Consider the following 24,763-nt stretch of genomic DNA (forward strand, 5'->3'; position numbering starts at 1 on the left):
CCTGAGCAGCCGATCATACGGGTGGCCTGCCGCCGTTCCATGGGGGTGCGGCAGCGTCAGGCGCTACATATTCGCCGTGCCACGCGGCCGATGTCAGCCAACAGACCGGCAGGGTCCTGGTCCAGGTCGAGAGCGTGCTGATGGATCAGGATGCCGGCGTGCCGCACTTGATGGGACACGTGCGGGGCGTTGCCCTTCGCGTAGACCAGATGTCCTTCACGCAGGCCAAGAGCGGTGCAGTAGGCGAGCATCTGATACAGGTCGGAGTCCGGATAACCGCCCCGTTTCTCAGCCTTGTACTTGGCGTCCACGACCGCGCACGGGATGCCGTCGGCGCCGTACAGCACGAAGTCCGGCCGCATACGGATCGCCGATGCCTCGTCCAGGTGATGCCAGTCCTGTAGCCGGGACGTGCGGCCCCCGCCAGGTACCGCCTCGCCCAGCGCGACCGTCACGAAGTCCTCGAAAAGCTGGTTCATGTCGAAGAGGAACCCGTCGATGCGGAGACCGCCGGGCGAGTGCTCGGCCGATGCTCCGCGCAGGCAGACCTGGGCGAGGCGTAGCGCGTGGTGGTAGCGGGCGTTGAGACGGGTCGGTTGCCATCCTGGCAGCTCCTGCCCCCGAACTACCGGCGTCACATCGGCGAGCCGCGCCCGCTGATGCAGCAGCCTGCGTCGCACGTCACGTGGAACACCGGGCAGGCGCAACAGCCGCTCGACGGCCGTGCGGAGCACGCGGTTCTCCGCGATGTCGGTGGTGAACTCGTCGTAGGCGACCTCCACCGGCAGCGTCGCCCCGAACCGCCGCCGGATCTGCTCGGCCTCCCTGATCCGTCCGCGGACGACCAGGGAACTCTCCTCCGCGGACCGGTATCCCTGCAACAGCCCCTGACGCAGCGCGCGGTCGATCTGCCGCTCGACGGCATGGGCGAGGGCGGGCATCAGCCCGTCGTGCTCGCTCACACCCACCTCCCCGTCGCGCCAGCCGCCAGCGGGATCGAGGCTGTAACCAAGGAGGAAGAAGAGCCGGGCGATGGGGACTTTGGGAGCCACCCGCACAGTGAACGGCTCTCGCGCACCCGGCACTGAGACAGCCACCGCCCCGACCTTGGAGCCGGCCCGCAGCGACCAGCGACCGGACACGTACGGGTCGGGCGCCGCGTCGACGACATCTCCCGCCGCCAGCGCCCGCCCCACTCCGTCCGGTAGCGCTAGTCCGTTGACCGCCGCGTACTCGGCGAGGTCGACACCGGACAGGATGCCTGCCGCTGCCACCCCCTCCGCCGTGCCGTCTCCGGCGGACGTGGACGTCGTCATCTCAGCGTCTCTCGCAGAGCGGCAACCCCGTACCGGGCCTCGACGTCCATACCCTCCCCGTAGTGGTGTTCCTCCAGCAACGGCAGGATCTTCGTCCGCCAGGTCCGCTCGAGTCCGCCCTCCCGGAAGACACCCTTCTTCATCAGGTAGGAGGGCCCGACGCGGAAGTCGGCGTCATCGATACGAAAGTTGAGCGCGTCGAGCAGATCAGCCGGTTCACGATCTCTGCCCTCCCGCTCCAGCCAGCGCCGCAGCAGCCCCTTCGTCGGCTCGGTGCGCGGCGACAACTCCACGAACGCGAACCGCCGCCGCATGGCGGAGTCGACGAGGGCGATCGACCGGTCCGCGGTGTTCATGGTGCCGATGACGAACAGGTTGGGCGGCAGCGCGAAGTCGTCACCGGAGTACGTGAGACGCACCGACTTGTTCCGGTACTCCAGCAGGAAGTACAGCTCACCGAAGACCTTCGCGAGGTTGGCGCGGTTGATCTCGTCGATGACCAGGAAATGCGGGACGTGCCGGTTGCCCTCCCGGGACGCGAGGTCCGCGAGCTCCCGCAGGGGGCCCGCGGTGAGCCGGAAGTCGACCTTGCGGGTCTCCACGTCCTCCTTCGGCCGAAACCCCTCGAAGAAGTCCTCGTAGGCGTACGAAGGATGGAACTGCACCAGCTTGACCTGCTCGGGACCACCGCCCAGAAACTCGGCGAGCTTCAGTGCCAGGTACGTCTTGCCGGTGCCGGGAGGGCCGTAGAACACCAGTTGGCGCTCGTCGGCGAGCAGGTCACGCACCTCGCGCAGCCATGCCGTGTCGTGCACGAGCAGCTCGGCGGCCAGATCATCCGTGGGCTCGGGCAACTCCGGGTCGCGGCGGGCGACGATGGCCGGCACCTCCGTGGTCGGGTCGCGATCCGCCGCCCCCGCCTCCTCGGCCAGCTCCGCGTCGCTCCGCCCCAGACCGTCGAGGAGGGGAAGCACGGCGGTGAGGTCGACGACGTCGTGCTGCACGGACAGCTTCTGCTGCAAGGCCTCCGGCAACTGGTCGTACGGCACACCGTCGCGCCGCCACGTGGTCCCGCGGCGCAGGCTGGTGAGCCCGCCCTCGGAGTCGACCCGTTCCGCACCGCCGTCGATGAGACCGACGTGGAGCAGTCCTCCCGAAATGGTGCAGACGGTGTCGCCGGGGCGCATCTGCGTGAGGAAGTAGTGCAGCTCGTCGACCATCGCCTGCTTCTGGCTGTAGGAGGTGGTGGCGTCGTACCCCTCCTGGACGTATCGGCGCAGTGCGCTCTTGGTGGGATCGCTCTCGTCGATCAACGGCAGGTGCGTCGCCGGAAGGGTGACCAGCCCGTCGGACAGCCACAGGCGCTTCACCAGGTCCCGTCCCGCCACGTTGGACCCCCGCACCAGCCAGGCCTTGCGGGGCGGACGCCAGGAGTGTCCGAGGTAGTCGACGAGCGGGAAGTCCTCCTCCGTGCGCCACTCGGTCAGGGCGTCCGAGCCGCGTCCCGCCACGATCGACGCGGCGGCGGACGGCGAGTTGCACTCGATGTCCTGTGACGTCTCCAGGTAGCCCGGCCAGCGCTCCGACTCCCGGATGGCGCCCTCCTCGACCAGCGCCTCACGCTGGGCCGTTGCGTAGGACCCGGTGCCCGGCAGCGCCTCCCGCCGCACCGGTGAACCGGCCAGCACCAGGAACTGCGGACTGCCGTTCATCCCCTTCGAGGGGAGCACCCGTCCTCGCGCGTACGGTCCGCCGTTGGGCAGCCGGAGCCGGAACTCCGGGTACCGTGCCTGTTCCCCATTGGCCGTCATCGTTCCCCCCACAGAAAATTCAGATGCAACACTATGCAGGACCGGAGCCTCGCAACCTGATGGGCGTCCGGTCTCGTGCGCCATCGCCCTGCTGACTCAGCTGACTCCGGGAGGGAGCACGACGTTCGATCTGCGGCGCGAGGTTCGCTGGTTCGTCGCCGGGTCGTTGCTGTCGGATCGGCCACTCTACGAGCCGATCCGAGACACGAGACGCACAGCGAGGGGTGCTCACGCGTCCTCGGAGGCGAGTGCAACGAGGAGACCGGTGACTTCGAGCAATCGGGCCCGGATCTCCGCCGGGGCCGGCGGCAGCTCATAGCTGCGGTAGTGGCAGGCTGCGCTCAGCGACGTCCAAGTGGTGCGGCACCTGCGGGCGGTGTCGTGACCCGCGTACCACTCCAGGCAGAGCATGCGATGCTTGCCGATCCGCGTCATCGACGGAGTGACTCGCAGCCAGTACGCGTCCAGGGCCATGTCCAGTGCCATGCGCAGCAGCACCGCCGCGGCACGGGCGCGCAGGCCCGGAGCCAGCGTGTGGACGGTTCCTGGCTCGGGCAGCAGGAGCTTGCTGGCAGCGGTCACGAGGGTTTCGGGAGAGGTGCTCATCGAGCACCTCCGATCTGCCGGGCCCCGGTACCCCTGCGGATCGCCGTCGCCAGTGCCGTGGTGCGACGTACGAGGTCCGTGCGGTCGTCGACACGAGGAAGAGGCGAGTGCGCCCCGGCGTTGAAGGCCTCCACCAATGCCCAGCCTCCCACGCAGACCCCCTCGACCGCCTCACGAGCATGCTGCCGCTCGTCGCCGAGCAGGGCCAGTGCCACGTATGACTTCGTGCGGTCCAGCGAGGCGACACGCTCCTCGATCGCCCGCAGGCTCAACCCCCGCTCGTCACGCAGCGTGCGCCGCGCGGCCTCCAGACAGGCGGCTTCCACCGCCACCCGGCACATGGCGGGCAGGACGTGTTCCGCAACATCCTGGGGGATTCCACGGTCGTGCGAGACTGCGCGCGCTTCCGCCAGCGCCTGCTCGACCGGATCGGTGAGTGGCTCCACGCCCACCACCGAGTCGGTTTGCCGGGTGACGCGCAGAACGGTCGCCTTGATGCCCAGGTGGACGATGGCTTGCTGGAGCCGGGTGTCGTGGGTGAAGACGACGACCTGGCGGTTCCTGGCGTAGGCGTCCAGCACTCGTGCCAGTCCCTCGACCTTCTCGGGGTCCATCGACTGCACCGGGTCGTCAATGACGAGGAAACCGAAGGGGCTGGCTTCATGGGTGGCGCGGGGAAGGAACAGCGAGAGCGCCAGAGAGTGAAGCTCTCCCTGGCTCATCACGCTGTAGGCGGGGGCTTGCATGTCGTCCACGGAGACGCCGAGTTCGACCTTGCCACGCCCGGGAGTACCCGCGAGCGTCACGGATCCGAGCACGACGCTACTGTGCTCGCACAGCTTCTGCCACACCTCCTGAGAGCGCTGCGCGAACGGACGCAGGCGCTCGTCGCGCAGTTCGTCGATGATGGGCCGCAACCAGGTCCGCGCCTTGCGGGCATGCCTGCGCCGGTCGCGCGCCGTCTCGGCCGCCTCCGCCGCACCGAGCCACTCGGCGAGCCGTACGGCCGCCGGCCGCCAGACCCCGTCGTGCTCCGCGAGCCGCAGCGCGGCCTCCTCCCGCACCTGCCGACAGGCTTCGTCCAGTGCAGCCGCGGCATGCTCGACACGGTCAGCGAGTTCCCTGGGGTGTGTGACGTCCCGGCAACGGGCCCACTCCTGCCACACCGACGCCAGCGGCGACGTTTCCCCACGCAGCCATACGGGGACCGGCTGTACGAGATCATGTACGGCCCGGACCGCTACTGTGGCGGCCTTGCGGGCGGCCTCGGCCGCCACGGCCTCCGTCCGCAGTCGCTCCACCTCGGCCCGTGCCTGCTCGGCCCAGGCCCGGTCGAGCCGCTCCTCCGCGCCGCAGACCGGGCAGTCCGTACTCTGCGAGCGACGCCGGTGCTCCAAGGCCGACTCCAGCAGGCCGGCCAGGCGGCGCGCCTCCTCGGCGTTGCCGTGGCGCACTTCCTCGGCTGCCGCGGCCGCGTCCCGAAGCCGGGTCACCGTGCCGTGGACCTCTCGCAGATCCGGTCCTGCGAGACTCGCGTACTGCCGCAGCCGGGCCAACTCGCCCTCCGCGGCCGGGGTGCGGCTCTCCAGCAGCGCGCGCACCCGGCCGAGGTCCGGCTTGGCCCCCGACAGCGCCTGCGACGCCTCACGCGCCCTGGGGTCGTCGAGCGAGGCCAGCTCCTCGAGAACCCCGCCAGTGAGCGAGTCCGCGTGCCTGATGACCTTCTCGCACTCGCTCGCGGCAGCCATGACCCGGCCATCGAACTCGGCGAGCAGCTCGAGCCCGAGGAGCTTGAAGAAGGCGTCGTGCAGGTTGCCGAGCGTGCCGTTGATCATCGAACCGAGCTCGCTGTACGGCAGGAACGGCCGGGCGAGGTCCAGCACATCGGCGTCCAGGACCTCCCCCAGCTTCCGCTCGGAGCCGTCCGCACCCCGGACCTCGGTACGTGCGTCGTCGACCTTGGTGCCGTGCCAGGTGCGCCGCACGGTGACGACCTCGGACCGGTCGCCGACGACCAACTCCACGCTGACCTCCGGTGTCACATCGGGACTGTGCAGGTTGCGCCAGCCCCTCTGCCAGTCACCGGCCCGGCGGCCCTCCCACCGGGAGTTGTGACCCGTGATCGCGGTCTCGGCGGCTTCGGCGAAGCTCGATTTTCCGGAGCCGTTGGGGCCGGCGACGACGACAAGGCCCGGCCCCGGCGGCAGTTCGAGCATCGTCCGCGGACCGATACCTCGCCAGCCTGCTGCGGTGATGGACCGGAGATGCACAGGCCCGGTCCGTCCGCCGGTGTCCTTGGCCCGGTCCTCAGGGAACAGCTCGCTGAGCAGTGCCTGCACTTCCGGGGTGAGTCCGGAGTGACTCAGACGATCGAGGAGGAGGGTCCGCAGGGACGTGGGGGACTGGTCGAGCATGGTCGATTTCCCTTGTTCGGTGCGAGGAGAGAGCAAACTCTGACTGATGCACTGTTCGCACCGTAAGCATGACGGTAGCTTGTTAGCGTCGTCAACGTGTTCTGGCCTATTGGCGATTCGACGTTGTGTACCTACACCAAACTGGTGTACGAGCGACGGGGAGGGGCCTGGTACTGCCACGCTGTGTGGCGCGAAGGTCGATGAACAGCGCCGCCGCGCTCATACCCCCGGGTAGCGGGAGACGATGCCGTGCACGTCCCTCAGCCATCGCTGCAGGTCAGTTCCTGCTGGGGGGGGCGACACTTCCATGCCCAGGATCGAGACGGCCTGCTTCAGTTCTCCCTCGGTGCCGGCCAGAGCCAGCAGGCTGGTGATGTCCCTGTCGAGTTTGCTTCCGGTCGCCCTGGGAGGCTCCTGCCAGGTAGTCGTCGACGGCTTCGCTGTGGGAGGCGTACTCATCGAAGAAGTCCTGATGGGAATAGCTGCCGAGGAACTGGTAGGTGGTGACTGGGTGCTGGGCGACGGGGATTCAGTTGCTGGCTTGATCGCGAGTTGGCGGGGACGTACCTCAATCGGCGTGACCAGCCGCTCGGAAGTCGCACTCGGCCCAGACGGTCTTTCCGCTCGGTGGATACGGATCGCTGCCCCACCGGTTGGCGAGGGCGGCGACGATGAGCAGCCCTCGCCCCGACTCGTCGTCCGGCGGCCTGACGAAATCCGCCACGGGAGGGGGCAGCTGGTCCCCGCGGGCGTCAGTGATCGCGACGCGCAGGACGCCGGTGGCCGAGTCGTTGGCGAGGGTGAGGCGGAAGTCGCGGTCCTGGACCCGGCCGTGCAGCGCCGCATTGGCGGCCAGCTCCGCGACGATCTGCTCCGCGCGGTCGGCGACTCCGGGTGACACCTTCCAGCTCCGCAGCTGCTCGTAGGTGAGCAGACGGGCAAGACGGGCACCGCGCCGGGTGGACGAGAACTGCAGCGTGAACGTCCGCGTGGCGGCGGGGAGCCGGGGGATGCTTGTGCTCATGGGACCACGGTGGCGGGCGCGGAGGGCGTGTGCCAGGGGTGACCCGCGTACGCACGGTTGTCGTACGGTCGCCCTTTGCGCGTTGTACGCGGATACAGCACTCCTGCGAGTGCGGACTGGCGACCGCGCTGCGTGATACGCACGCCAGGGTGGCCCGCGACTCGCCAGTCATGGCGTCAGGTGGTGACGCCGGCGCCGCCGATGTAGTCGCCCTTGCCGGCGTCGTCGTAGACGAAGAGCATGTGCCCCGCGCCCTCACTGAGGTTGTAGTCGTATGTCGTGTACTCGACGGCGGCGGACGTTCCGGGCGCTGACACCACGGGTCCCGTGGGCAGCGTGCCGGTAGCCGTGACGTACTCGACCTGCGCGTAGAAGGTGTCACCGTCGTTCTTCGTGTCGTAGACCCAGAGCTTCTCGCCACGGGTGCCACTCGATCTTGCCCAGTCAGGCTCCCGTGTCGGGGTCGTACAAATTGATTGAAAAGTTGCAGGTTAGGTCGCTTGTCCTGTGACCGCTACCGAAAGAGAGTTGACATTCCATGTCCGTCGACCAGGAATCCTGGGAAGCCGCGGTACGTCACCTGTACGAGGACGCGTACCCGTACGACGCCACGGGCCCGCGCCGCCACGAGGACTGGGTCCTTGACGTACTCGCGCTGATGGCGCGCGTACCGGACCCACGAGGCTGGTCCGGTCTCGACGACGCGGCCCAGATGCCGGAGCGGGAGACCTCCCTTACCCACCCCTTCGCCGTCCACTCCCGCGACTACGTGGCGCCGCGCCTTCAGGAGATCGACCGGAACAGTGCCGAGAACCTGCTACTGGCCCTCACCGACGACTGCTGCCCCTTGTCTAATCTGAAACGCTTCGCGGAGAGCGAGGACGAACTGCGGGACATGACGCGCACGATCCTCGCGCGTTACGGGGACGGGGCCCATTATCACACCAATGTCAACATGCCCGGCCATGTGCGTGGCACGCTCGACTTCACGTCGTCGAGTTGTGCGTACAGCCCGCTCAGCCTCTACACGGAGGACTGCGGCCTGATCGTCGTCTCGGACACCGAGGTCGGCATGTTCTGGAACTTCTCCGACTGCTGAGCGTACCCCCACCGGTGACCGGCCTTCGCGGACCGATGGATGGGCAGTCCGAAAGGCTTCGCCTCAGCGTGATCGAGACTTGAGGAACCGTTATGCCTGCTGCTCTGCTGGCACCGTTGTCGGCATAGAGGGGCGCTGGTGTGCAGGTCGGAGCGGCGGTTGATTTCAGGACTCAATTGGAGCCGGGTCAGACTGCTGCCTGCTCGATGAGCTTTTTGGTCGCGTCGCGCAGACTTCCGATCTCTTTCAGCGCCGCCTCGCGGGTGGCGCCGATCTGTCCGCCTGGACGGGTGAGATCGCCCAGTGCGTCTTCCACATCGGCGATCCACTCGCGCAGGTGCGCTGCGCCGGCGTCGACCAGGCCGTCCCGCTGCTGGAGCGCCACGTGGGCGAAATGGTCCCGGATTTCCTTCCGGTGTTTGTCCACTGCCATCCGATTGCTCTGGCCCTTGATGATGAGGACCGCGTCCAGGGCGGGGCCCATGACCACCGGTGCCCACTGGGCCTTTCCGGCCCAGCTGGAGACCTTGTTGGTCGCGTTGACCTTGCCCCACGGCTTGAACTTCTTGGCGCCGTTGGTGACCTTCCCGCCGGAGTCGAGCAGCTTCTGGCCCACCTTGTTCTTGTTGAGCCAGTCCGCTACGGCGGCTGCCTTCTCTTTGTCGGTCGCGATCTTCCTGAGCCACTCGGACAGCTTCCCGGCCCCCTGCTTCGCGGCCTTCTCCGCCGCCTTCTTGACCGCCTCTTCGAGAGGTGACTTCGTGGGCGTGGCGGGATTCGCCTCGGGCGGGTTGACGTCGTTCACCCACTCCTCCGGCTCCGGTACGACCTCTCCGAACTCGGCGGTCAGCGCGTCGTACGCCGCCCTGATCGAAGAGGAGAAGCTGATGTCGAAGTCGGTGTGGGAATCGACCAGCTTTCCGGCGACGTCGGTCGCGATGCCGGTCGGGACGGTGCCGTTCTTCTCAGAGACGCTGTCGGCGATCCGGCCCCCTTCTGTTCTGATCCTGACGGCGAGGACCTCGCTCTCCCTCTCCAGGGCCTTCAGCACGCCCTCCCTCGCGCGGGAGAGCGACGCCTCGACCTTCTCTGTGGTCCGCACGGCGTCGAGGTCCTCGCCGTGCAGGTGCCACATCTCCTCGGCGTCCGCCAGAACCCGGAGGAGTTCGTACGCCTGCGCCCTGGGACGTACACCGCTGACCCCGGGAGCGACGATTCTCCGCAACTCGGTGGTGAGAGCGTCGATACCGCTCCCGGAAGCCAGCAACTCCCGCTCATCGTCCGTGAGGTCGACATCGTTGCTCGTGTCGAGGTAGTCGCGGGCGTCGGTCGGGACGATCGGGACGCGCTCGGCGAAGGGGCCGAGCCGTTTGCGTATCTCGTCGAGAATGACCTCGCGGTCGCTGTTCTCGGCGTTCATCTTGTTGACGACGACCACACTTCGGTCGGCGAAACCGTCGGCGTCGAGGGCCCGGACAATGGCCTCCGTCTCCGCCTCGCCCGGCAGTTCGCTCGTCGTCACGATCATCAGCGCGTCTGCGCCGCGCACACCCCGTTCGGCCGAGGCACGGTGCGAGTCGTCGCCCGACAGCGTTCCGGGCAGGTCGACCAGGGTCATGCCGTTCCACGGGTACGGCGTCTCCTCCAGTGTCTTGGGTGCCGCGTCGACGAGTTTCTCGACCTCCGCAGCCGGGAGTTGGAGGAGTGCGGCGATGAGTGTCGACTTCCCGGAGCTGTACGGGCCCAGGAGCGCGATCCGAAGCGGGCCCGTGTCCGTGCGGGGCAGGGAGGATGTCAGGTCCCGGGTGCGCGGGTGGGCGTTCAGAACCTCCTCGGCCCGTGAACTCAGGGCCAGCACGGGGGCGCTCGGCCCCCCGTCAGCCGTCGTCCGCAGTCCCATCGCCTTCTCCGCTTCTTGAATCCGGGCGGACCTCGATCCGCTCGGTGAGGACATCCACGAGGTGCTTGTGCAGGTGTGCCCGCACGTCCGCGACGTGGGACGTATCGGTCCAGACGCGGAGTTCGACCCCCGGCGTCCGGCGTGCTCGGCGGACGGCCGCCGGATCCCCGCCGGCGAGAGCCAGCAGCCGGCGTGCCAGGGTGAGGTCGATCGTGTCGAGGGCGGACCGCACGGACGACTGCAGTCGGCCGAGCCGTTCGAACCGCTCGCGGGTGCTGCCGATGCCCGCCGTCTCTGCCGCGAACTGGGCCTCGACCTGGGCCGTCGCGTCATCGAGGACCATCGCCAGCCGGGCGTCGACCCAATCGAACAGATCATCGAGGCAGGTCTCGGCCACTTCCGTGGCCGTTCTGGTCCACTCCTCCTTCGCCTGCCGCGCGCGGTCGATCTCGTTGCTCACCGCTTTCATTGCTCCGACCAGGGCATCCGTCGCGTAGAGCGCCGCGGTGACGGGAGCGGAGGCAGCGGTGGTGGTGGCGGAGGCGGCCAGTTTCTTGGAGAACACCTTGGTGAGTCCCTTGGAGAGACCCTCGGTGGAGAACGAGTTCAGAAGGGTGGTGGCCGCCCCCTTGACGGCGGCTGAAGCGATCTTCGAGGTGGGGTGCGGTTCCACGCGCGGGTGCTCGTCGTCCTGTCGCTCCGGGGCGCTCGCCGGTGCACGCAGCGTCCGGCCCCGTTCCCCCGCTCGCCGCACGAGTTCGTCCTCAAGCGCGAGGATCAGACCGTCCCACTCCAGTTCGGTGAGGAAGTCGCTCCACCGCTGTGCGTGGTCCTCCCCGCCCAGGTTCCGGACCGTTTCCGGCAACCGCTCCCGGGCCCGGTGACGTTCGGCTACGAGGCGTTCCTGCGCCTCGCGGCCCGCGGTCCGGAACGCTTCTAGCAGTGCGGCCCGTTCACCCGGCACCGAGCGTTCCAGTTTGTCGAGTGCGAGACCGGTCCGCGGGAGTTCTTCGGCCGTCCGGTCGTGGAAGGCGGCGAGCGGCCGTCGCACGTCCTCGGCCAGCCGTACGGCACGAAGGGGAATCGCTCGCTCTGCCAGGAGCTGGGAGAGGGCCAGCTCCAGTTCGAGAAGTCTGCTTGCCCGCATGGCCTTGTCGCCCAACTCGCGATCGTCCGCGGACAGTGACTCGTGCGCGGCACCGGTGTGGACCGCGAGGATGACGGGCGGGGCGGCCCCGGCCGCGCGGGCGACCCGTTCGATGCGAGCGGCGTGCTCCGACGCCCTTCTGAACTCCCTGTCCGGGGAATTGGCGAAGATCGTGAGGAGGACGGGCTCGTCGACCTTCTTCTTCACATTTATGACGGCCAGCAGCGGTTTCCCCGAGTGGAGAAGCCGTCGGAACTCCGCGGCCTCCTCGTCGCGCATCGTGTCCGCGTAGTTCCAGACGACCGCGTCGGCGCTGTCGCACGCCGCCCGCGCGTGCTGCGCGTCGAAGTCGTCGTCCTTCGCGGCGAAGCCGGGCGTGTCCAGGTAGGTCACGGAGCCGACGTCGAACGCGGAGGTCTTCTGTGTGGTGCGGTGGGCTCCTTGCCCGATCCCGGACCGGTCCGCGTCACGCGTCAGGGCCTTGCGGAGTGTGGTCTTCCCGGACTTGGTTCTTCCGGCGACGGCCACGAGCAGCCTGCCCCGGACGGCGGGCAGAGGCCGCATGGCATCGAGAAGTTCGCGCTCGACCGTTCCGACGCGGCCAATGACCCTGACGAGTCCCTCGCTCTCCACGACGTGCTCGGAGTGCCCCGTCCGCCCCGTTTGCAGCCGGAGGTCCTCGACCTCGGCCCGGAGAACGGCCTGGACGGCGCGGTAGTCCGAGCGGCTCGTGTCCACCGCTCCGGGCAGCAGGGCGAGTTCGCCGACCAGGGGGTCGAGAGCCTCGCGGAGCCCGGGCTCGCTCTCCCGAAGGTCCATGGCCGCCGCCACACGATCGAACAGCGCGATGTTCTTCCCGTACCAGGACTCGAGAGCGCGCAGCCGGCCGGCATCGTGTCGGGAGCCGACCGCGAGGAGCCCCGAGGCGAGCCGTGCGGCCGAACTTGTGGCCGACGGCGGTAGGACCGGGGACGTGGTGGAGGCGGGAGGGGCGGGCACTGCCAGTGCCGATGTCGGACCCGGCGCGTGTGCGAGCACGGCCCGGCAGGCGTCCCTTGCGAGCAGTTCCAGAGCGCTCCCCGACAGGGCGCCGGTGTCGCGGGCCGTGAGCGCCCACACCAGGGCGTCACGCCGGTCCGACCTGAACCCGGAGGACGCGTCCGGCCCGAGCCAGCGCCACCATGCCGGCCGTGTGGAGAGGAACGCGTCGTACGCCTTCCGCGCCGCGACGAAGTCCCGTACCTTCTCAAGCCGCGCCGCCAGCTCCCGGTTCTGCAGATCCTGGGCCGCCGAGACGCTGTGCTGGAGCACGAGCTCCCGCGCGGCCGCCGCCCGACGGGTGGCGCGGGGGCGGTTCAGGTCGGCCAGAGTGACGTCGACGTCGGTCCCGCCGTCGGCGTCGACGATCGAGCGCCAGACCTCTTCGGGCCAGGCCTGATCCGCACGACAGTACGGTTCAAGGGCCTTGGGTATCAGTCGTTCCGCGGTCGTCACCGACACGCGGTCCGTCCGCAGCGCCTCCACCGGGACACCCTCAAGGGCCGGAAGGTGCGACCGTGCTCCGTCGACCCGCGTCAACTCCCGCAGAGCCCTGGCCTCTTCGGGGGCCGCCGCCATACCGGCCAGCTCGTGCTCCTCGACGCACGCCGACACGGCGTCCGAGACCCACGGAAGCGTGCTCCCGTATGCGGGCAGAACGGCACACCCGTGCTCCTGCGCCACCGCGTCCACGTTCTCGGCGAGCCGCCGGAGCGCGGCCTGTCCGGCCATGGCGTCGACCCCCAGCGGCTCGAGTAGGAGGGCCAGGATCTCGGTTCGGGGGCTCGTGCCTCCGGGGACTTCGGTCACTGCCGCTCCTCGTGGGGACAGGGGTGCCGGACCACGCTCTTCGCACGGACGGCGGCCAGACCGGCGGTACGGTCGTGCGGGATCGTCGTCATGGCGGCCGCGCGGCCGGGGAAGTTATCGGGGAGGCGCAGGACCGTGGCGCGGTGGGCCTTCCGCGTGCTGCCCCTGCTGGTGGCGCGCCCAATGCGGAGTCCACTGTCGACGAGCTCCTGGCTCACAGCCGCCCCCCATCTCCGCTTCTCGCGCTGTCGATGCTTGCGCGGTTCTCGCGGTTTTCGCGGTCCGAAACGGAACACGCCCCCTGACCTGCTGCCGCACGGCCCGTCGTGCCAGAACAGGTGGTGATGCGGCCCTCACGGTACACGGTTATGTTCACGCATGGCAGGTGATCACGTGTTGACAGCGTCAATACACTTCTGGTTCCCGCTCTCCGAGGCTCGTCTGCGCTGACTACCGTGTGATCAGGTGCCTGTCGGCTGGGGCGAACTCCTGGTGCCTCGTACTGCACCGGCTTTCCGTCGGCCGACGTGATGGCGGCTCAACCCTGTGACGCTTCCATCTGCTCGTTGCCCGGCATCGTTCCGTCCCCAAGGTCGGCGCCAAGCCCGTCCCGTTGCCGATCGAGGAACCGTGACCACCATCTGAGGGCTGCGAGGACGGTTCAGAACGCCTGGGAGAACCGGCGGCGTCATCTTTCGGCGACTCACTGCCGACCATGCGCCGGCTCAATAGGATGGCGGGCATGCCTCCGAGGGACCGTCAGGTCAGTGCTGAGATCAGTCTTCCGTTTCTGAAGATCGGTACGAATGACGTAGGAGCCTTCTTCAAGCGCCGTCGACGTGAACCGACCGGCCCGTTCCTGCTCATCTCTGCGAGCAGCGGGCTGGCACTCGACACTGCGTTTCACAGCGGAGACGGCAGTGTGCCGCACCTTTGGGGACCGCACGGGCAGCCCCATCAGTTGTGGTACCTGGAGGCGTCCGGCCATGGACGTGAGGTGCACATCATCTCCGCGAGCAACAACCTGCTGCTGGACGGCCAAGCGGCCGGGCTCGGCGACCACGTCCGCATGCGGGGGCGTAACGACAACGGTGCGGCCTGGCAGCGGTGGCACGTCTCCGCTGCTCCTGGGCTCCGGGCCCATCGCATCATCAACGCGGGAACGGGTCATGCGTTGGACTGCCCTCACGAGGCCGAGGCCAGAACGAAGCCCGTGTTCTGGGAGCCACACGGCGGGGGCAATCAGCAGTGGTTGCTGGCCATGCCGTTCGTGGTACCGGAAGACGGTGCCTGATCTTCCCGGCGGGTAGGGGCGAGTGCTCACAGTCCATTCCACTCCGTACGCTGAGTCGCCGTACGGACATGTTCGGTGGAACGTACGAATTCGAGTCGGTCATTCTGGGTGTTCTCGGCCAGGCAACTGGCGCGTGTGCACCTGGAGGTGGGCCTCGAATGACGACCGACCACGTAGGGCCGGCGGTGCCGGGCGGGGAGTGTGAGCGGGAGCCGGGGCCGTCGGACAGTCTGCGGACGTTCGGAGCCGTCGTCCAGGCGTTGCGTGAGCATGCGGGGCTGAGCCGGGTGCAGTTCGGTGAGATGGTTCGGTTCTCCAAGCGCACGGTGGAGTCAGTGGAGTTGGGGCGGCGGATGCCGGACGCGTCCTTCGTGGAGCGGGCGGAGGAGGCGTTGGGGAACACGGGGGCGTTGCGGCACTCGGCGCGGTTTCTGACGCGGGGGGAGGCGGGGCTGGCGGTGTGGTTCCGGCGGTGGGCGAAGCTGGAGCGGGTGGCCGTGAGTCTGTGTACGTATGAGTGCCGGTTGGTGCCGGGGTTGTTGCAGTCGGAGGGGTACATGCGGGCTCTCTGCGAGAACGACGTCCCGCCCCTGTCTGACGAAGATCTTGAAGCCACCGTGCAGGCGCGCCTGGAGCGTCAGCGTTTGCTGCATGAGCGGCCCAACACAGCCTTCGACTTCATCGTGGAAGAGTCCGTGTTCATGAGGCGTTTGGGTGGGGCGGACGTGACGCGCGGTCTGATCGATTATGTGCTTGACGCCGTTACACCGAGGAACGTAACTCTTCAGATCATGCCGGCCGACAGCGAGTATCACTCCTGCACGGCTGGGCCGCTTCAGTTGCTGGAGACACCGGACGGAAGCTGGCGCGGCTATGCAGAAGGACAGGGGAACCGGCCGTCTGATTGCTGACCCGAAACAGGTCAGCACGCTCCAGATGCGCTATGCGAGACTGCGCTCGCAGGCCCTCGCCCCGAACGACTCTCGGGGCCTGCTGGAGCGGATGCGAGGAGCGCTATGAGGCCGTCTGAACTCGACTGGTTCAAGTCCAGCTACAGCAGTGCGCAGGGTGACAGTTGCGTTGAAGTCGCCCTCACCGAGCAGGTCATCCATGTGCGGGACTCCAAGGACGTACGGCGCCCGCCCTTCACCGTGGGACGTGAGGGATGGTCGCGCTTCGTGGGGTTCGTCACCGAGGTGTGACCTGTGTCCCGGTGGCCGCGAAGACCGCCGGGACCTGATGGGTCGGCTCAGTTGGCCAGGGCGAGGCGTTCGACGTGGGCGACCTTCACGGACGCTATGTCGGACAGCTCGCGCTTGTCCGCGAACTCGCTGTACTCGGTGAACTCACCCTTGTCGGCGTCGGTCTTGCCGGCCGCCAGGTGAGTCGAACTGATGAAGGTCTGGCCGACGAAGTCGCCCTCCTCGTCGAAGGCGTTGACGACCACGGCGTAGTTGGCGGGGCCGTCGCCCTCATTGCTGATCTTGTAGACGAACTCGTACGTCTCGTCGTTGTCCGCGTCGCAGTCGTTGAACGAGTAGGCGTCGGTGTCGTCGCAGTACTCGTCGTCGCTGTCCTCGACGACGAGCTTGCCGCCCGAGACTTCGACGTGGTCCATCGCGTCGTCGCCGGTGCCCAGGGCCCACCAGGTGACGCCACCAGCGGCGAGGAGTACCGCGACGGCTGCGGCGACTGTCAGGGTGCGCTTGCCCGGACGGCGTCCTGTGGTGGTGAGTGCGGGCGGTGCCGTAGGAAGCGGGGGCGGGACGGGCGTGGCAGCCGGTCTCTCGGGCGGGTTGTCGGTCATGAGGCGCTCCGTTCGAGGGTGATGCGCACTGCGAGTGACGCAGGTCGTTGGTTGGTCAGGCGGATGTGGTGGTGTCCTTGCCGATGCGCAGGCCCGTTCCCGCCAGCAAGCACAATCCGGCGAGGACGGACACGACGCAGGCGGCTCTGAAAACGTCCGAGTGCTCGTCCGCGAACATGCCTGCGGCGGTGAGGCCGAGGAACACCCCGGAGGTCTGCCAGCCGGTTCCGGACGGCATGGGGCTTGCGGTACGCCAGCGGATGCGGGGCACCCACAGGCGCAGGAGCTCCGCGGTGGCTGCGAAGGCCATGAGACGGGACGTGATCATCAGGGAGAGGGAAGCTGTGTTGTCTCCGAGTTCGCCGACGCCGACGACGGTGGTGAGCGTGAAGTAGAGAATCGGGACCAGCCATGCGGGGTGCGCCCGGGTGCCGGGAACGGGGTGGGCCTCACTGGTCCGGTCGGTGACCTTGGTGAGGCTGACCTGGACCGGGGCATCTCCCGCAGTGCGGGGGGACGGGATGCCGGAGAGCGGCGGTGCCTGGGGGATCGGCCGCAGGGCACGGTGCTGCGCGCGGCGGAGGCGGCGGCCGATATCGCCGTACGTGTCCATGCGAGCTGACAGTTGTGCTTGGAGGTCGAGCAGCTTCTCGGCCATGGCATCGAATTCAGCCCTGCGCACGGCAGCGTGCCGACTGGCCTCTTCTTCGGCGGTGGTGAGGCGGCTGAGGGTTTCGGTCTGCAGTTGGGTGGCTTCCTTGCGCGCCTTGTCTGCTGCTCGCGGGGCCTCTGCCAGCTCCTTTCGCAGGCGGACGCGTTCGGCATCGATGATCTCGGCGATGCGGTGGCGTTCGTCCGGGGGCAACTGGCGGGGGGCGCGGGCCTCTGCGCGGGTAAGGACGGACTGACGCCACTCCAGGAGGGGACGGCCGCGGTGCTGGCCGATGCCGTTGATGTGGACCTTGGCGCCCTTGGTGCGGTGAATGTAGAGGACGTCGCCGCCCTTGCCGTTGGGTGCCTTGCCCCAACTGACGCGCTCGAAGTCGGCGGCTGTACGGATGCCGTGGGCTGCGAGGTCGCGGATGAGTCCCTTGCCGATGCCGTTCACCTCGCTTGAGGTGAGGTACGTGCGGCTGAGCGTGCGCTCGATGGACTCACGGCGCAGGACGGCCAGGGCGCGAGTCTCCTGACTCTCGCGCTTGCCGTCCAGGCCGTTGAGCTGTTGGTTGAGTGAGGCTTCCTGGCGTGCCTGTCGCTCGTGGATGCGCTGAAGGGCCTTGCCGTGGACCGCCTCGGCTCGGTTGCGGTCCCGTGCCTCGCGGTTGAGGCGTTGCTGGTGGGAGACCTCGAAGGCAGGTCGCTTGTCGAGGAGGCGGCGGAGAGCGCGGATGGACTCGATGAGTTGGCGGCGCTCTGCGCGGATTGCGGAGGGGGAGGGGGCGGTGGCCGGCGGGACGGGAGTGGACCCGTCCCGCCGCGCGGACGTGCTGTCGATCAAGGGAGTGCTCTCAGCGGGCGGGGTGTCGAGGGCCGTAGCCCGGGGGCGGGGTGAGGGTGAAGGTGTAGTTCTTGCCGTCCACCAACGGGTTCTCAAGGCTGACGCCGGCCGCGGCCATGCGGTCGTATTCGGCGAGGATCAGGTCCTTGGTGCGGTAGGTGCCGTACTTGGCCTCGTCCTTGCGGCGGACTATGGGGAAGGTGTCGAGGGTGTATTCGGTGTCTTCTCGGGAGATCCCGTAGAGGTGGAAGAAGAGCGCGTCCAACTCGGCACGGATCGCCTCGCGGCGTGCTTCGTCCCAGCGAAAGGGGGCACCGTTTTCGCCCTGGTCGGCGGCGAAAGAACCCATGTCGTAAGCGGTATACGTGAGTTCCAGTACACGCGACTTGACGAAAGGCAGGTGGGGTGCGAGTTGGTCAGGGCTTAGGACGGGAAACTGGTTGACGTAGAAGTAGTTGAAGTTCGTGCCACCGATCTTCAGGCGAGCCACGTAGTCCAGAACGAAGGACGAGAGATTCGCCAGCAGGGAGGGGAGCGCCTTGCCCGGACTGCTGAATCGCATGACTGGCGCGCTGTTTCCGACGGCGGCGACGGGAAGGGCGTACGGCGTGAAGCTGCGTTCGTTGGTCGGTGCTGTGATGGATGAGAAAGCCATCTGCCATCCGTTGGGCACGTGCGGGATCTCGCGTTCCGCGACCCAGGCACTGGGTATGGGCGCGAAATCGGGACGGGCGTAGTCGTCCGGTGCAGACGGAGCGGGCTGGTTCAGCCGTTTCGTCGCCGTGGAGCTGCGTGCCACGGACGCCGCACGATGGTCGAAGAACGAGCCCATCATGCCCTGATAGAGCGGCAGCATGCGGACCCCGTTCAGGGTGAAGACGTTGCCCCTAAGCTGCCAACCCTCACCCTCCAACTCCTCGCGAGTCCGAAAGAGGTGCGAGTCGTTGGACATGTCGAACATACGCATGAACGACACGCCCCACGGGTTGCCGTTCGGGTCGTCTTCCTTGATGAGTACTGGGACGCGACGGTAGATACCGAGGGTGATCTCGGCGTCGCGGCGGGATCGGAAGACCGGGCAGGTGCCCGTGTTGGGATTGAGGAGGGTGATCTCCTCGGGCGTGAGAGTGAACGCCTTATCTGCGGCGTCCAGTTCCGACGGGTCGTGGAGGAAGAAGGCGAATCGGGCGGCTCGTTCGCGCATGGCGCGGCCGGTGAGGGATAGGATGCTGAACTTGAATGAGCGATGGACGCCCGGGAAGAGTGGTGCTGCGTTCTCGAAGTCGTACAGCGCCGCGATTGATTCGTTCTGCACCAGGTCCTTGAAGAAGTGCTGCGTCGTGGCGTCCGTTGCGATGCCTGTCGGCACGATGATGCCCATGCGGCCGTGTGACCCTGTGATCGTGCGGTCCGTTTCGCTGAAGACGGCGTACGTGTTGATGTCACCCCGGCCGGTGAGCGGGTAACGCAGGGACAAGCGCAGGAATTGGCTCTCGCCCTCAGCTTGGCGCTTGGCTGCTGTGAACTCGGCGAACAGGTCAGGGTTCGTCTGCGGCAGGGCTGCGATGAGCCGTTTGCGGGCAGCGGCGTTCGGGGCGTTGGCGATCTCCGTGTCGCGCTGGGCGAAGAACTCCTGTTCCTGGAGCTTGATGCGCTCCCACGGCGGATTTCCCAGTACGCAGGAGAAGCCGCCGGCCCACCCCACGGACGGATCCATGTCGTCGTCCGCAGCCTTGGAGACCGCGAAGACCTCCGGGAACTCCAGGTGCCAGTGGAAGAACTTGTGCTGCTCCCCGAGGCGAATGATCTCCTCGTTCGTGCTCACCGGAATGCCAGCGCCCGCGCTCTGGAGATCCCGGAAGACGCCCTCCGTCACCGGGGTCGGCGCGCCCTGGACCTTGGGCCACATGAAGGCCGCGCACCAGGCGTCGCCGATGTGCAGGGCGCGGAGGTACTCCGCCGACTGCTCCAGTTCGCGGAAGCGGCTCGACTGGAGGCGGACGTCGCGCAAGGTGTTGGCCCGAGCCGCAGTGATGTCGCGCAGGCTGGCCGCGAAGGCCGCGTTGGACACCCAGATGCGCTCCTCCGTGTGGAAGCTCAGTTGGCCGCCGCGCTCCGCCGCGTTGCGCTTCTTGATGGCGGACGCGACCTTCTTGTCGTCGCCCTCGATCGGCTTGAACGCGTCGTCAGGGATGCCCTTTGCCAGCAGCGCCGGTGTGGCTCCGATCAGGGCGTTGCCGTGTTTGATGTGGGCGTCGAGGAAGCCCAGCGGCTTGCCCGGTTCCAGGGCCTCCAGCCACAGGGACACCTTGGCGAGCTCGACGGCCATCGGGTTCAGGTCGACTCCATAGATGCACCGCGCCACGACCTCGTGCAGGGCGTGCCGTACAGCGTCGAGCGTCGGCTCCGGGTTCTGCTCCCGTACCGCGGCCAGCCGCTTTGCGATGCGCCGCGCTGCGGCCACCAGGAAGTGACCGGAGCCACAGGCCGGGTCGCAGACCGTCAGCGAAAGCAGTTCGCTCTCGATCGCATCGCGGGCGTCCGGCTCGCCCGAGCGCGTTGCCCGGATCTCCCCCCGCTTCACCGCATCGTCGATCACCGGGTCCAGCGCCGAGTCCAGCAAGCACTCGATCAGCGACGACGGGGTGTAGTACGAACCCGTCGTCTTCCTCGCGTTGCCCGCCAGCTCGACCAGTTCGAAGGTGCGCTCCGTCGCGTTGTGCTGTGGGACCAGCTCCAGCAGGGACTCGTAGATGGAGCCCAGTTCCTCCGCGTCCAGGTGGCGGTAGTCGACCACCCGGTTGCGCTTGCTGGCGGTGTCCCGCACGATCGACAGCGCCCGTACCGCCTCCAGCAGGGGCTCGTTCGACAGGGACAGGCTGTGCAGGACCTTGTCCGCCTCCGTGTCGTCGAAGATGCCGCCCAGGCCGGGCAGGCCCAGCTCCGGGAGGCCGTCGTCGTTGCCCAGACCCGACAGGACGAAGCGCAGCGCACGGTACAAGTCGCCGTGTGCCGTGCCCCGGCGACGGTGGGCGTGCCGGCGCAGGCGGGCCGACGAGAAGTACGTCTTGTAGCGATCCTTCGCCGACTCCTCCGCCAACGGGGACAGCAGGACCTCCCGGTCCTCTGCGACGAACAGGAACAGTAGGCGGTAGACCATGCGCAGGAGCCCGTAGTGGAAGGTCTTGACGTCCACGGTCTCGCGCAGCTCGCGGTTGGCCGGGTGCTTCAGGAAGCCCGTGCCGAGTGTCGTGATCGCCCGCTGGACGCCCTTCCTGAGCTGGTCCAGGGCGCGCGTGCCCTGTGCGATCGCCTCCGTACGCCACTTCTCCAGCCAGCACGTCGACGGTGCCGCGTCCTCCGCGATCTCGAAACGAGAGACGTGCAGGAGCCGGTAGAGCAGGACGAACTCGCTGAACAGCTCGCCGTCGAAGATCGCCTCCAGGTCGAACTCGACGTACGACGCCGTCGCCAGCGCGCTGGAGTCGCGCAGCAGGCGCACCTGGCGGCCGTTGGTCAGCAGCCCCCACAGGTGGGCCTCGGTCCGGTTCAGGCACTCCTGGAGCATCGATTGCGGCGGCACCGTGCCCGCGCCGCCGGGACGCTTGTCCAGGTTGGCGTTCCACGGGGTCTGGTGGATGAGCGCGTGCTGCCAGCGGTGCGAGACCTGAAAGTGCTTCTCCGTGTCCGAGTCGGCCGTGACGCCCTCCGTGCCGATCGGCGTCAGGCGGCCGAAGCCCAGCTCCCGCCACAGCGGGGCCAGCCAGTCGGCGACCGCGCGGCCCGTGGGATCGCTGGCGGGCAGGCCCGTCTCCCGGTCCTCGGAGAGGTGCTTGCGCAGGTCGCGCCAGAGGGGCTTCAGATACTCCCAGCTGCGTTCCGCCTCGTCGCGGACCGAGCGGGACGACGGCAGGCCGTAGTCAGCGGGCTTCGAGCCCGGGACGTCCTTGCCCTCGGAGATACGCAGCAGCATGTCGGAGGGGAGTAGACCTCCGACCGTGTGGACCGCGGTGAACACCTGGTGGCGGGTCGTGGCGGACATCAGGCGGACGCTCCAGAGGCAGCAGCGGGGTTGGCGGGGAGGTAGAGGTACGCGCCCAGGACATCGGCCGGCTTCTGGGCCGTCACCGACAGGCCGCGGACGATCTCGCCGGAGGCCTGGCGGACCCGGCGGTGCGAGGCGTCCAGTTCGGCGGCCAGTTCGTCGCCGTACGACTCCAGGTGGCCGGTCGTCTCGGGGAGCTGGTCGAGGACGCGTTTCATCATGCGTTCGCCGAAGTGCGGGTCCGTGTTCTCGGACGCCGTCGCGCCCAACAGCGCTGCCGCGCGTTCCTGCGGCAGCCACACCGCGTTCTTCGGGGAGCCTTCGAAGGCGAGCAGGCGCGCGTCCTCCGCCACGAGCTGCTTCTCGCCGCTCCGCGACGGTAGCGTCAGGTGGAAGCGGTAGCGGACCAGCAGCAGTGTCGTACGGGTCGACACCGCGTCCGTCGTCACCACGCCGCAACGGCGTGCCGGGCGGGCGCCGTCCGCCTCGGTGTCCAGGGCCGAGTTCAGGACGTGGGACGCCAACGCGCCCACCACCGGGTCCGTCCGTACCAGCGCGACCTCGCCCCGCGCCACGGCCGGATCGTTCCGGAACGGGATCGGACGGTCGCGCTCGATCACCTCCGCGCCCACGGCCGTCGCCAAGGCGTCCCTCAAGCCCGCCGGTGTGCCGCCCACCTGTGCGGTGAAGTCGGACGTCGTCTCACCGGCATCCCGCAGCACCGCGCCGAGAGCGGCCAGGGACTCGCGGACGAACGTCTCCACCTCTCCCGTACCGCCCAGCGCCTCCCGGACCGCCGCGACCTCGCGGGCCACCTCCTCCGGGTGGATCGAGCGCTGTGCGAACCGGGAACGGGAGGCCGTCTCGCGCTCCGCCGCCGAGTTCCAGTCGCTGTCCAGCTTCGCCGTGCTCACTTTGAACGCGTCCGCGCCGAACAGCGCGCCGTCGTCCTCACGGCCGCGCATGAGCAGCCACTCGACGATCGCGTCCGTCACGCCCGTCGACAGCTCGTCGGGGACGGACACCGAGATGCCCAGGTCCTTCTTGATCTGGCGGTGCTTCTTGATCAGCACCTCGAGGACCTTGCCGTCGATGCCGTTGTCGTCGCCGTACAGGGTGATGACACGGACCTCGTCACGGCGCTGGCCGTAGCGGTCGACGCGGCCCTCGCGCTGGTCGTGGCGGGTCGGGTTCCAGGCCAGGTCGTAGTGGATCACCGCGTCGAAGTGGTGCTGGAGGTTCACGCCCTCCGACAGGCAGTCCGTGGCGATCAGGACGCGGCGCGCGGCGGCCTCCTCGCCGGCCTCCGTCGCCAGCGCCTCGATGTTGTCGATGCGCTGCTGGGGCGAGAGCTCGCCCGTGACCGCCTTGACGACGGTCTTCGCGCCGAGCGGGCCGCGCTTCTTCGACTCGGGGTCGTTTGCGAGCTGCTCGGCCAGGTACTTGGCCGTGGGGATGTAGCGGCAGAAGACGATCGGGTGGTAGCCGTCGGCCAGCAGTGACTTGAGGTGCTTGATCAGGGCCTTCAGCTTGAGGTCCTGCGCCGGGCCCTCCAGCTCCGCCGCCCGGTCGGCGAGCTCCGCCAGCCGCGAGCGCGTGTCGTCCTCCGCGGTCTCCGCGCCCGGTGCGACGTCCATGCCCTCCATCGAGTCGCTGTCCGCCGCGTCGCTGTTGAGCGGGGCGCCGAGCTTGTCAGCCTCCTCCGCCGACGCCGCGACCGCCGCAGCCGACCGCGTCCGCAGGGTCTGCGACGCCGCCCTCGGAGACGACACCAGCGAGCGCAGCAGAGCGATCGCCGACCACCAGGCGATACGGGCCTCGCGGCGGCCCCGGCCGTCCGCCTCCTCCACACGCTCACTCGCGTACGCGATCGCGTCGTCCAGCAGGGCCCGGTACTCCGGGGACAGCTTGTACGTCTCGTCCTTGAAGTAGCGGTCCGAGGGGAACGCGGTGCGCTCGGCGAGCGAGTCGTCGGCCAGACCGTCCGCCCTGGTGAGGTACCGACGGACGTCCGCGCGCTTGCGGGCCACGAAGTGCTGGGCCAGCAGCTTCCTGCCCGCCTCCGACTCCAGGTCCACGGCGGCCAGTTCGGGCTTGACCAGGCCCAGCAGGTTGCGGAACGCGGACTCCTTGCCGCTGTGCGGGGTCGCCGTCACCAGGAGCAGGTGCCGGTCCGGGTCCTCGGCCACCCGGCGCAACAGCTCGTAGCGCAGCTGGTTCTGGGTGCCGGTCCTGGTGTCGTCGGCGGCCACGCAGGTGTGGGCCTCGTCGACGATCACCAGATCGGGACAGTGCCGTACGAAGTCGTCGCGGTGGCGGGTGGACTTGATGAAGTCCGTGGACACGATGACATGCGGGTAGCGGTCGAAGAGGGACTGGCCCAGGTCGAGGCCCCGCTCAAGACGGGTGACCGTGGAGGACAGGACCAGTTCCGCGTCGATGCCGAACTTGCTGCGCAGTTCCTGCTGCCACTGCTCCGCCAGGGCGGGGGAGCACAGGACCGCCAGGCCCGTCGCCTCGCCCTGCGCGAGCAGTTCGCTCGCGATCAGGCCCGACTCGACCGTCTTGCCGATGCCGACGTCGTCGGAGATCAGCATGCGGACCGTCTTCTGACGCAGCGCCATCAGCAGCGGGACCAGCTGGTACGCACGGGGCTCCACCGCGATTCCGGCCAGTGAGCGGAACGGGCCCGCGCCCGAGCGGAAGCCGACTCGCAGGGCGGTGCGGAGCAGGCCGGCGGCACGCTGGTCGCCGAGGTCGGTCGGTTCGGGAGCGGCGAAACGGGCCTCCTCGACCGTCTCGAACACCGGGAAGACGGCGGCGACGTCGTCGTCCGAGCCGCCGAGGGGGCGCAGCACGAGCAGGTCGGGCTTGCTTTCGGGGAGTACCACCCATTCGCGGCCGCGCGCCTTCACCAGGGAGCCGGCGGAGTACGTGAGTGCCATGTGTGTCGT

Annotated in this window: 18 protein-coding genes; 5 read left to right on the forward strand and 13 right to left on the reverse strand. The window is 68.5% G+C overall.

Annotated elements, in window-relative coordinates; all coding sequences use genetic code 11:
* Positions 1–56: 56 nt before the first annotated feature.
* From ACZ7MF_RS09265 to ACZ7MF_RS09290, 6 genes are all read right to left on the reverse strand, one after another.
* Positions 57–1,256, reverse strand: a complete 1,200-nt coding sequence (locus ACZ7MF_RS09265) for an McrC family protein (protein ID WP_471477202.1) — start codon at positions 1,254–1,256, stop codon at positions 57–59.
* A gap of 56 nt (positions 1,257–1,312) precedes the next feature.
* Positions 1,313–3,127 carry a DUF4357 domain-containing protein gene (locus ACZ7MF_RS09270; protein WP_471475488.1) on the reverse strand — a complete coding sequence of 605 codons (1,815 nt, stop codon included), beginning with the start codon at positions 3,125–3,127 and terminating at the stop codon, positions 1,313–1,315.
* Between the two features lie 228 nt (positions 3,128–3,355).
* A complete protein-coding gene (locus ACZ7MF_RS09275) occupies positions 3,356–3,733 on the reverse strand; it encodes a hypothetical protein (RefSeq protein WP_471475489.1) in 378 nt (125 codons plus the stop codon).
* Complete coding sequence (locus ACZ7MF_RS09280) at positions 3,730–6,147, reverse strand: AAA family ATPase (RefSeq protein ID WP_471475491.1); 2,418 nt, start codon at positions 6,145–6,147, stop codon at positions 3,730–3,732. Before ACZ7MF_RS09280 ends, ACZ7MF_RS09275 begins: the two co-directional genes overlap by 4 nt.
* Before the next feature lie 568 nt (positions 6,148–6,715).
* Positions 6,716–7,171 carry an ATP-binding protein gene (locus ACZ7MF_RS09285; protein WP_471475492.1) on the reverse strand — a complete coding sequence of 152 codons (456 nt, stop codon included), beginning with the start codon at positions 7,169–7,171 and terminating at the stop codon, positions 6,716–6,718.
* A gap of 176 nt (positions 7,172–7,347) precedes the next feature.
* Positions 7,348–7,488: a hypothetical protein gene (locus ACZ7MF_RS09290; RefSeq protein ID WP_471475493.1), complete on the reverse strand. Its 141-nt coding sequence runs from the start codon at positions 7,486–7,488 to the stop codon at positions 7,348–7,350.
* Positions 7,489–7,709: 221 nt separating this feature from the next.
* Between ACZ7MF_RS09290 and ACZ7MF_RS09295 the strand changes: the two genes are divergently transcribed.
* Positions 7,710–8,270: a hypothetical protein gene (locus tag ACZ7MF_RS09295; protein ID WP_471475495.1), complete on the forward strand. Its 561-nt coding sequence runs from the start codon at positions 7,710–7,712 to the stop codon at positions 8,268–8,270.
* 187 nt (positions 8,271–8,457) lie between these two features.
* Here the strand turns inward: ACZ7MF_RS09295 and ACZ7MF_RS09300 are convergent, their stop codons facing one another.
* The 3 genes from ACZ7MF_RS09300 to ACZ7MF_RS09310 are packed head-to-tail and all read right to left on the reverse strand — an operon-like array spanning position 8,458 to position 13,383.
* On the reverse strand, positions 8,458–10,170 hold the full coding sequence (locus ACZ7MF_RS09300) for a GTPase (RefSeq protein ID WP_471475496.1): 1,713 nt from the start codon (positions 10,168–10,170) through the stop codon (positions 8,458–8,460).
* A complete protein-coding gene (locus ACZ7MF_RS09305; protein WP_471475497.1) occupies positions 10,148–13,165 on the reverse strand; it encodes a GTPase in 3,018 nt (1,005 codons plus the stop codon). The genes ACZ7MF_RS09300 and ACZ7MF_RS09305 overlap by 23 nt, the downstream gene beginning before the upstream one ends.
* Positions 13,162–13,383: a hypothetical protein gene (locus ACZ7MF_RS09310; protein ID WP_471475499.1), complete on the reverse strand. Its 222-nt coding sequence runs from the start codon at positions 13,381–13,383 to the stop codon at positions 13,162–13,164. The genes ACZ7MF_RS09305 and ACZ7MF_RS09310 overlap by 4 nt, the downstream gene beginning before the upstream one ends.
* Positions 13,384–13,907: 524 nt before the next feature.
* Between ACZ7MF_RS09310 and ACZ7MF_RS09315 the strand changes: the two genes are divergently transcribed.
* From ACZ7MF_RS09315 to ACZ7MF_RS09330, 4 genes are all read left to right on the forward strand, one after another.
* Complete coding sequence (locus ACZ7MF_RS09315) at positions 13,908–14,459, forward strand: RICIN domain-containing protein (RefSeq protein WP_271154750.1); 552 nt, start codon at positions 13,908–13,910, stop codon at positions 14,457–14,459.
* Between the two features lie 158 nt (positions 14,460–14,617).
* Positions 14,618–15,370 (forward strand): helix-turn-helix domain-containing protein, encoded by a 753-nt coding sequence (locus ACZ7MF_RS09320; RefSeq protein WP_471475500.1) that lies wholly within the window; start codon positions 14,618–14,620, stop codon positions 15,368–15,370.
* On the forward strand, positions 15,285–15,479 hold the full coding sequence (locus ACZ7MF_RS09325) for a Scr1 family TA system antitoxin-like transcriptional regulator (protein ID WP_471477203.1): 195 nt from the start codon (positions 15,285–15,287) through the stop codon (positions 15,477–15,479). The genes ACZ7MF_RS09320 and ACZ7MF_RS09325 overlap by 86 nt, the downstream gene beginning before the upstream one ends.
* Positions 15,476–15,661, forward strand: a complete 186-nt coding sequence (locus ACZ7MF_RS09330) for a DUF397 domain-containing protein (protein ID WP_471475501.1) — start codon at positions 15,476–15,478, stop codon at positions 15,659–15,661. Before ACZ7MF_RS09325 ends, ACZ7MF_RS09330 begins: the two co-directional genes overlap by 4 nt.
* Positions 15,662–15,708: 47 nt before the next feature.
* On the opposite strand, the gene ACZ7MF_RS09335 is transcribed toward ACZ7MF_RS09330, so the two are convergent.
* The 4 genes from ACZ7MF_RS09335 to ACZ7MF_RS09350 are packed head-to-tail and all read right to left on the reverse strand — an operon-like array spanning position 15,709 to position 24,754.
* Positions 15,709–16,266, reverse strand: a complete 558-nt coding sequence (locus ACZ7MF_RS09335) for a hypothetical protein (RefSeq protein ID WP_471475503.1) — start codon at positions 16,264–16,266, stop codon at positions 15,709–15,711.
* Between the two features lie 55 nt (positions 16,267–16,321).
* Complete coding sequence (locus tag ACZ7MF_RS09340) at positions 16,322–17,764, reverse strand: ATP synthase subunit B family protein (protein WP_471475504.1); 1,443 nt, start codon at positions 17,762–17,764, stop codon at positions 16,322–16,324.
* Positions 17,765–17,774: 10 nt separating this feature from the next.
* The gene (locus tag ACZ7MF_RS09345) at positions 17,775–21,806 is read right to left on the reverse strand and encodes an Eco57I restriction-modification methylase domain-containing protein (RefSeq protein ID WP_471475505.1); all 4,032 of its coding nucleotides are present in this window, start codon (positions 21,804–21,806) and stop codon (positions 17,775–17,777) included.
* Entirely contained in the window at positions 21,806–24,754 is a 2,949-nt protein-coding gene (locus ACZ7MF_RS09350; RefSeq protein ID WP_471475506.1) for a helicase-related protein, read from the reverse strand. The genes ACZ7MF_RS09345 and ACZ7MF_RS09350 overlap by 1 nt, the downstream gene beginning before the upstream one ends.
* Between the last annotated feature and the right edge of the window lie 9 nt (positions 24,755–24,763).

The organism is Streptomyces sp. NPDC111628, from assembly GCF_055635195.1.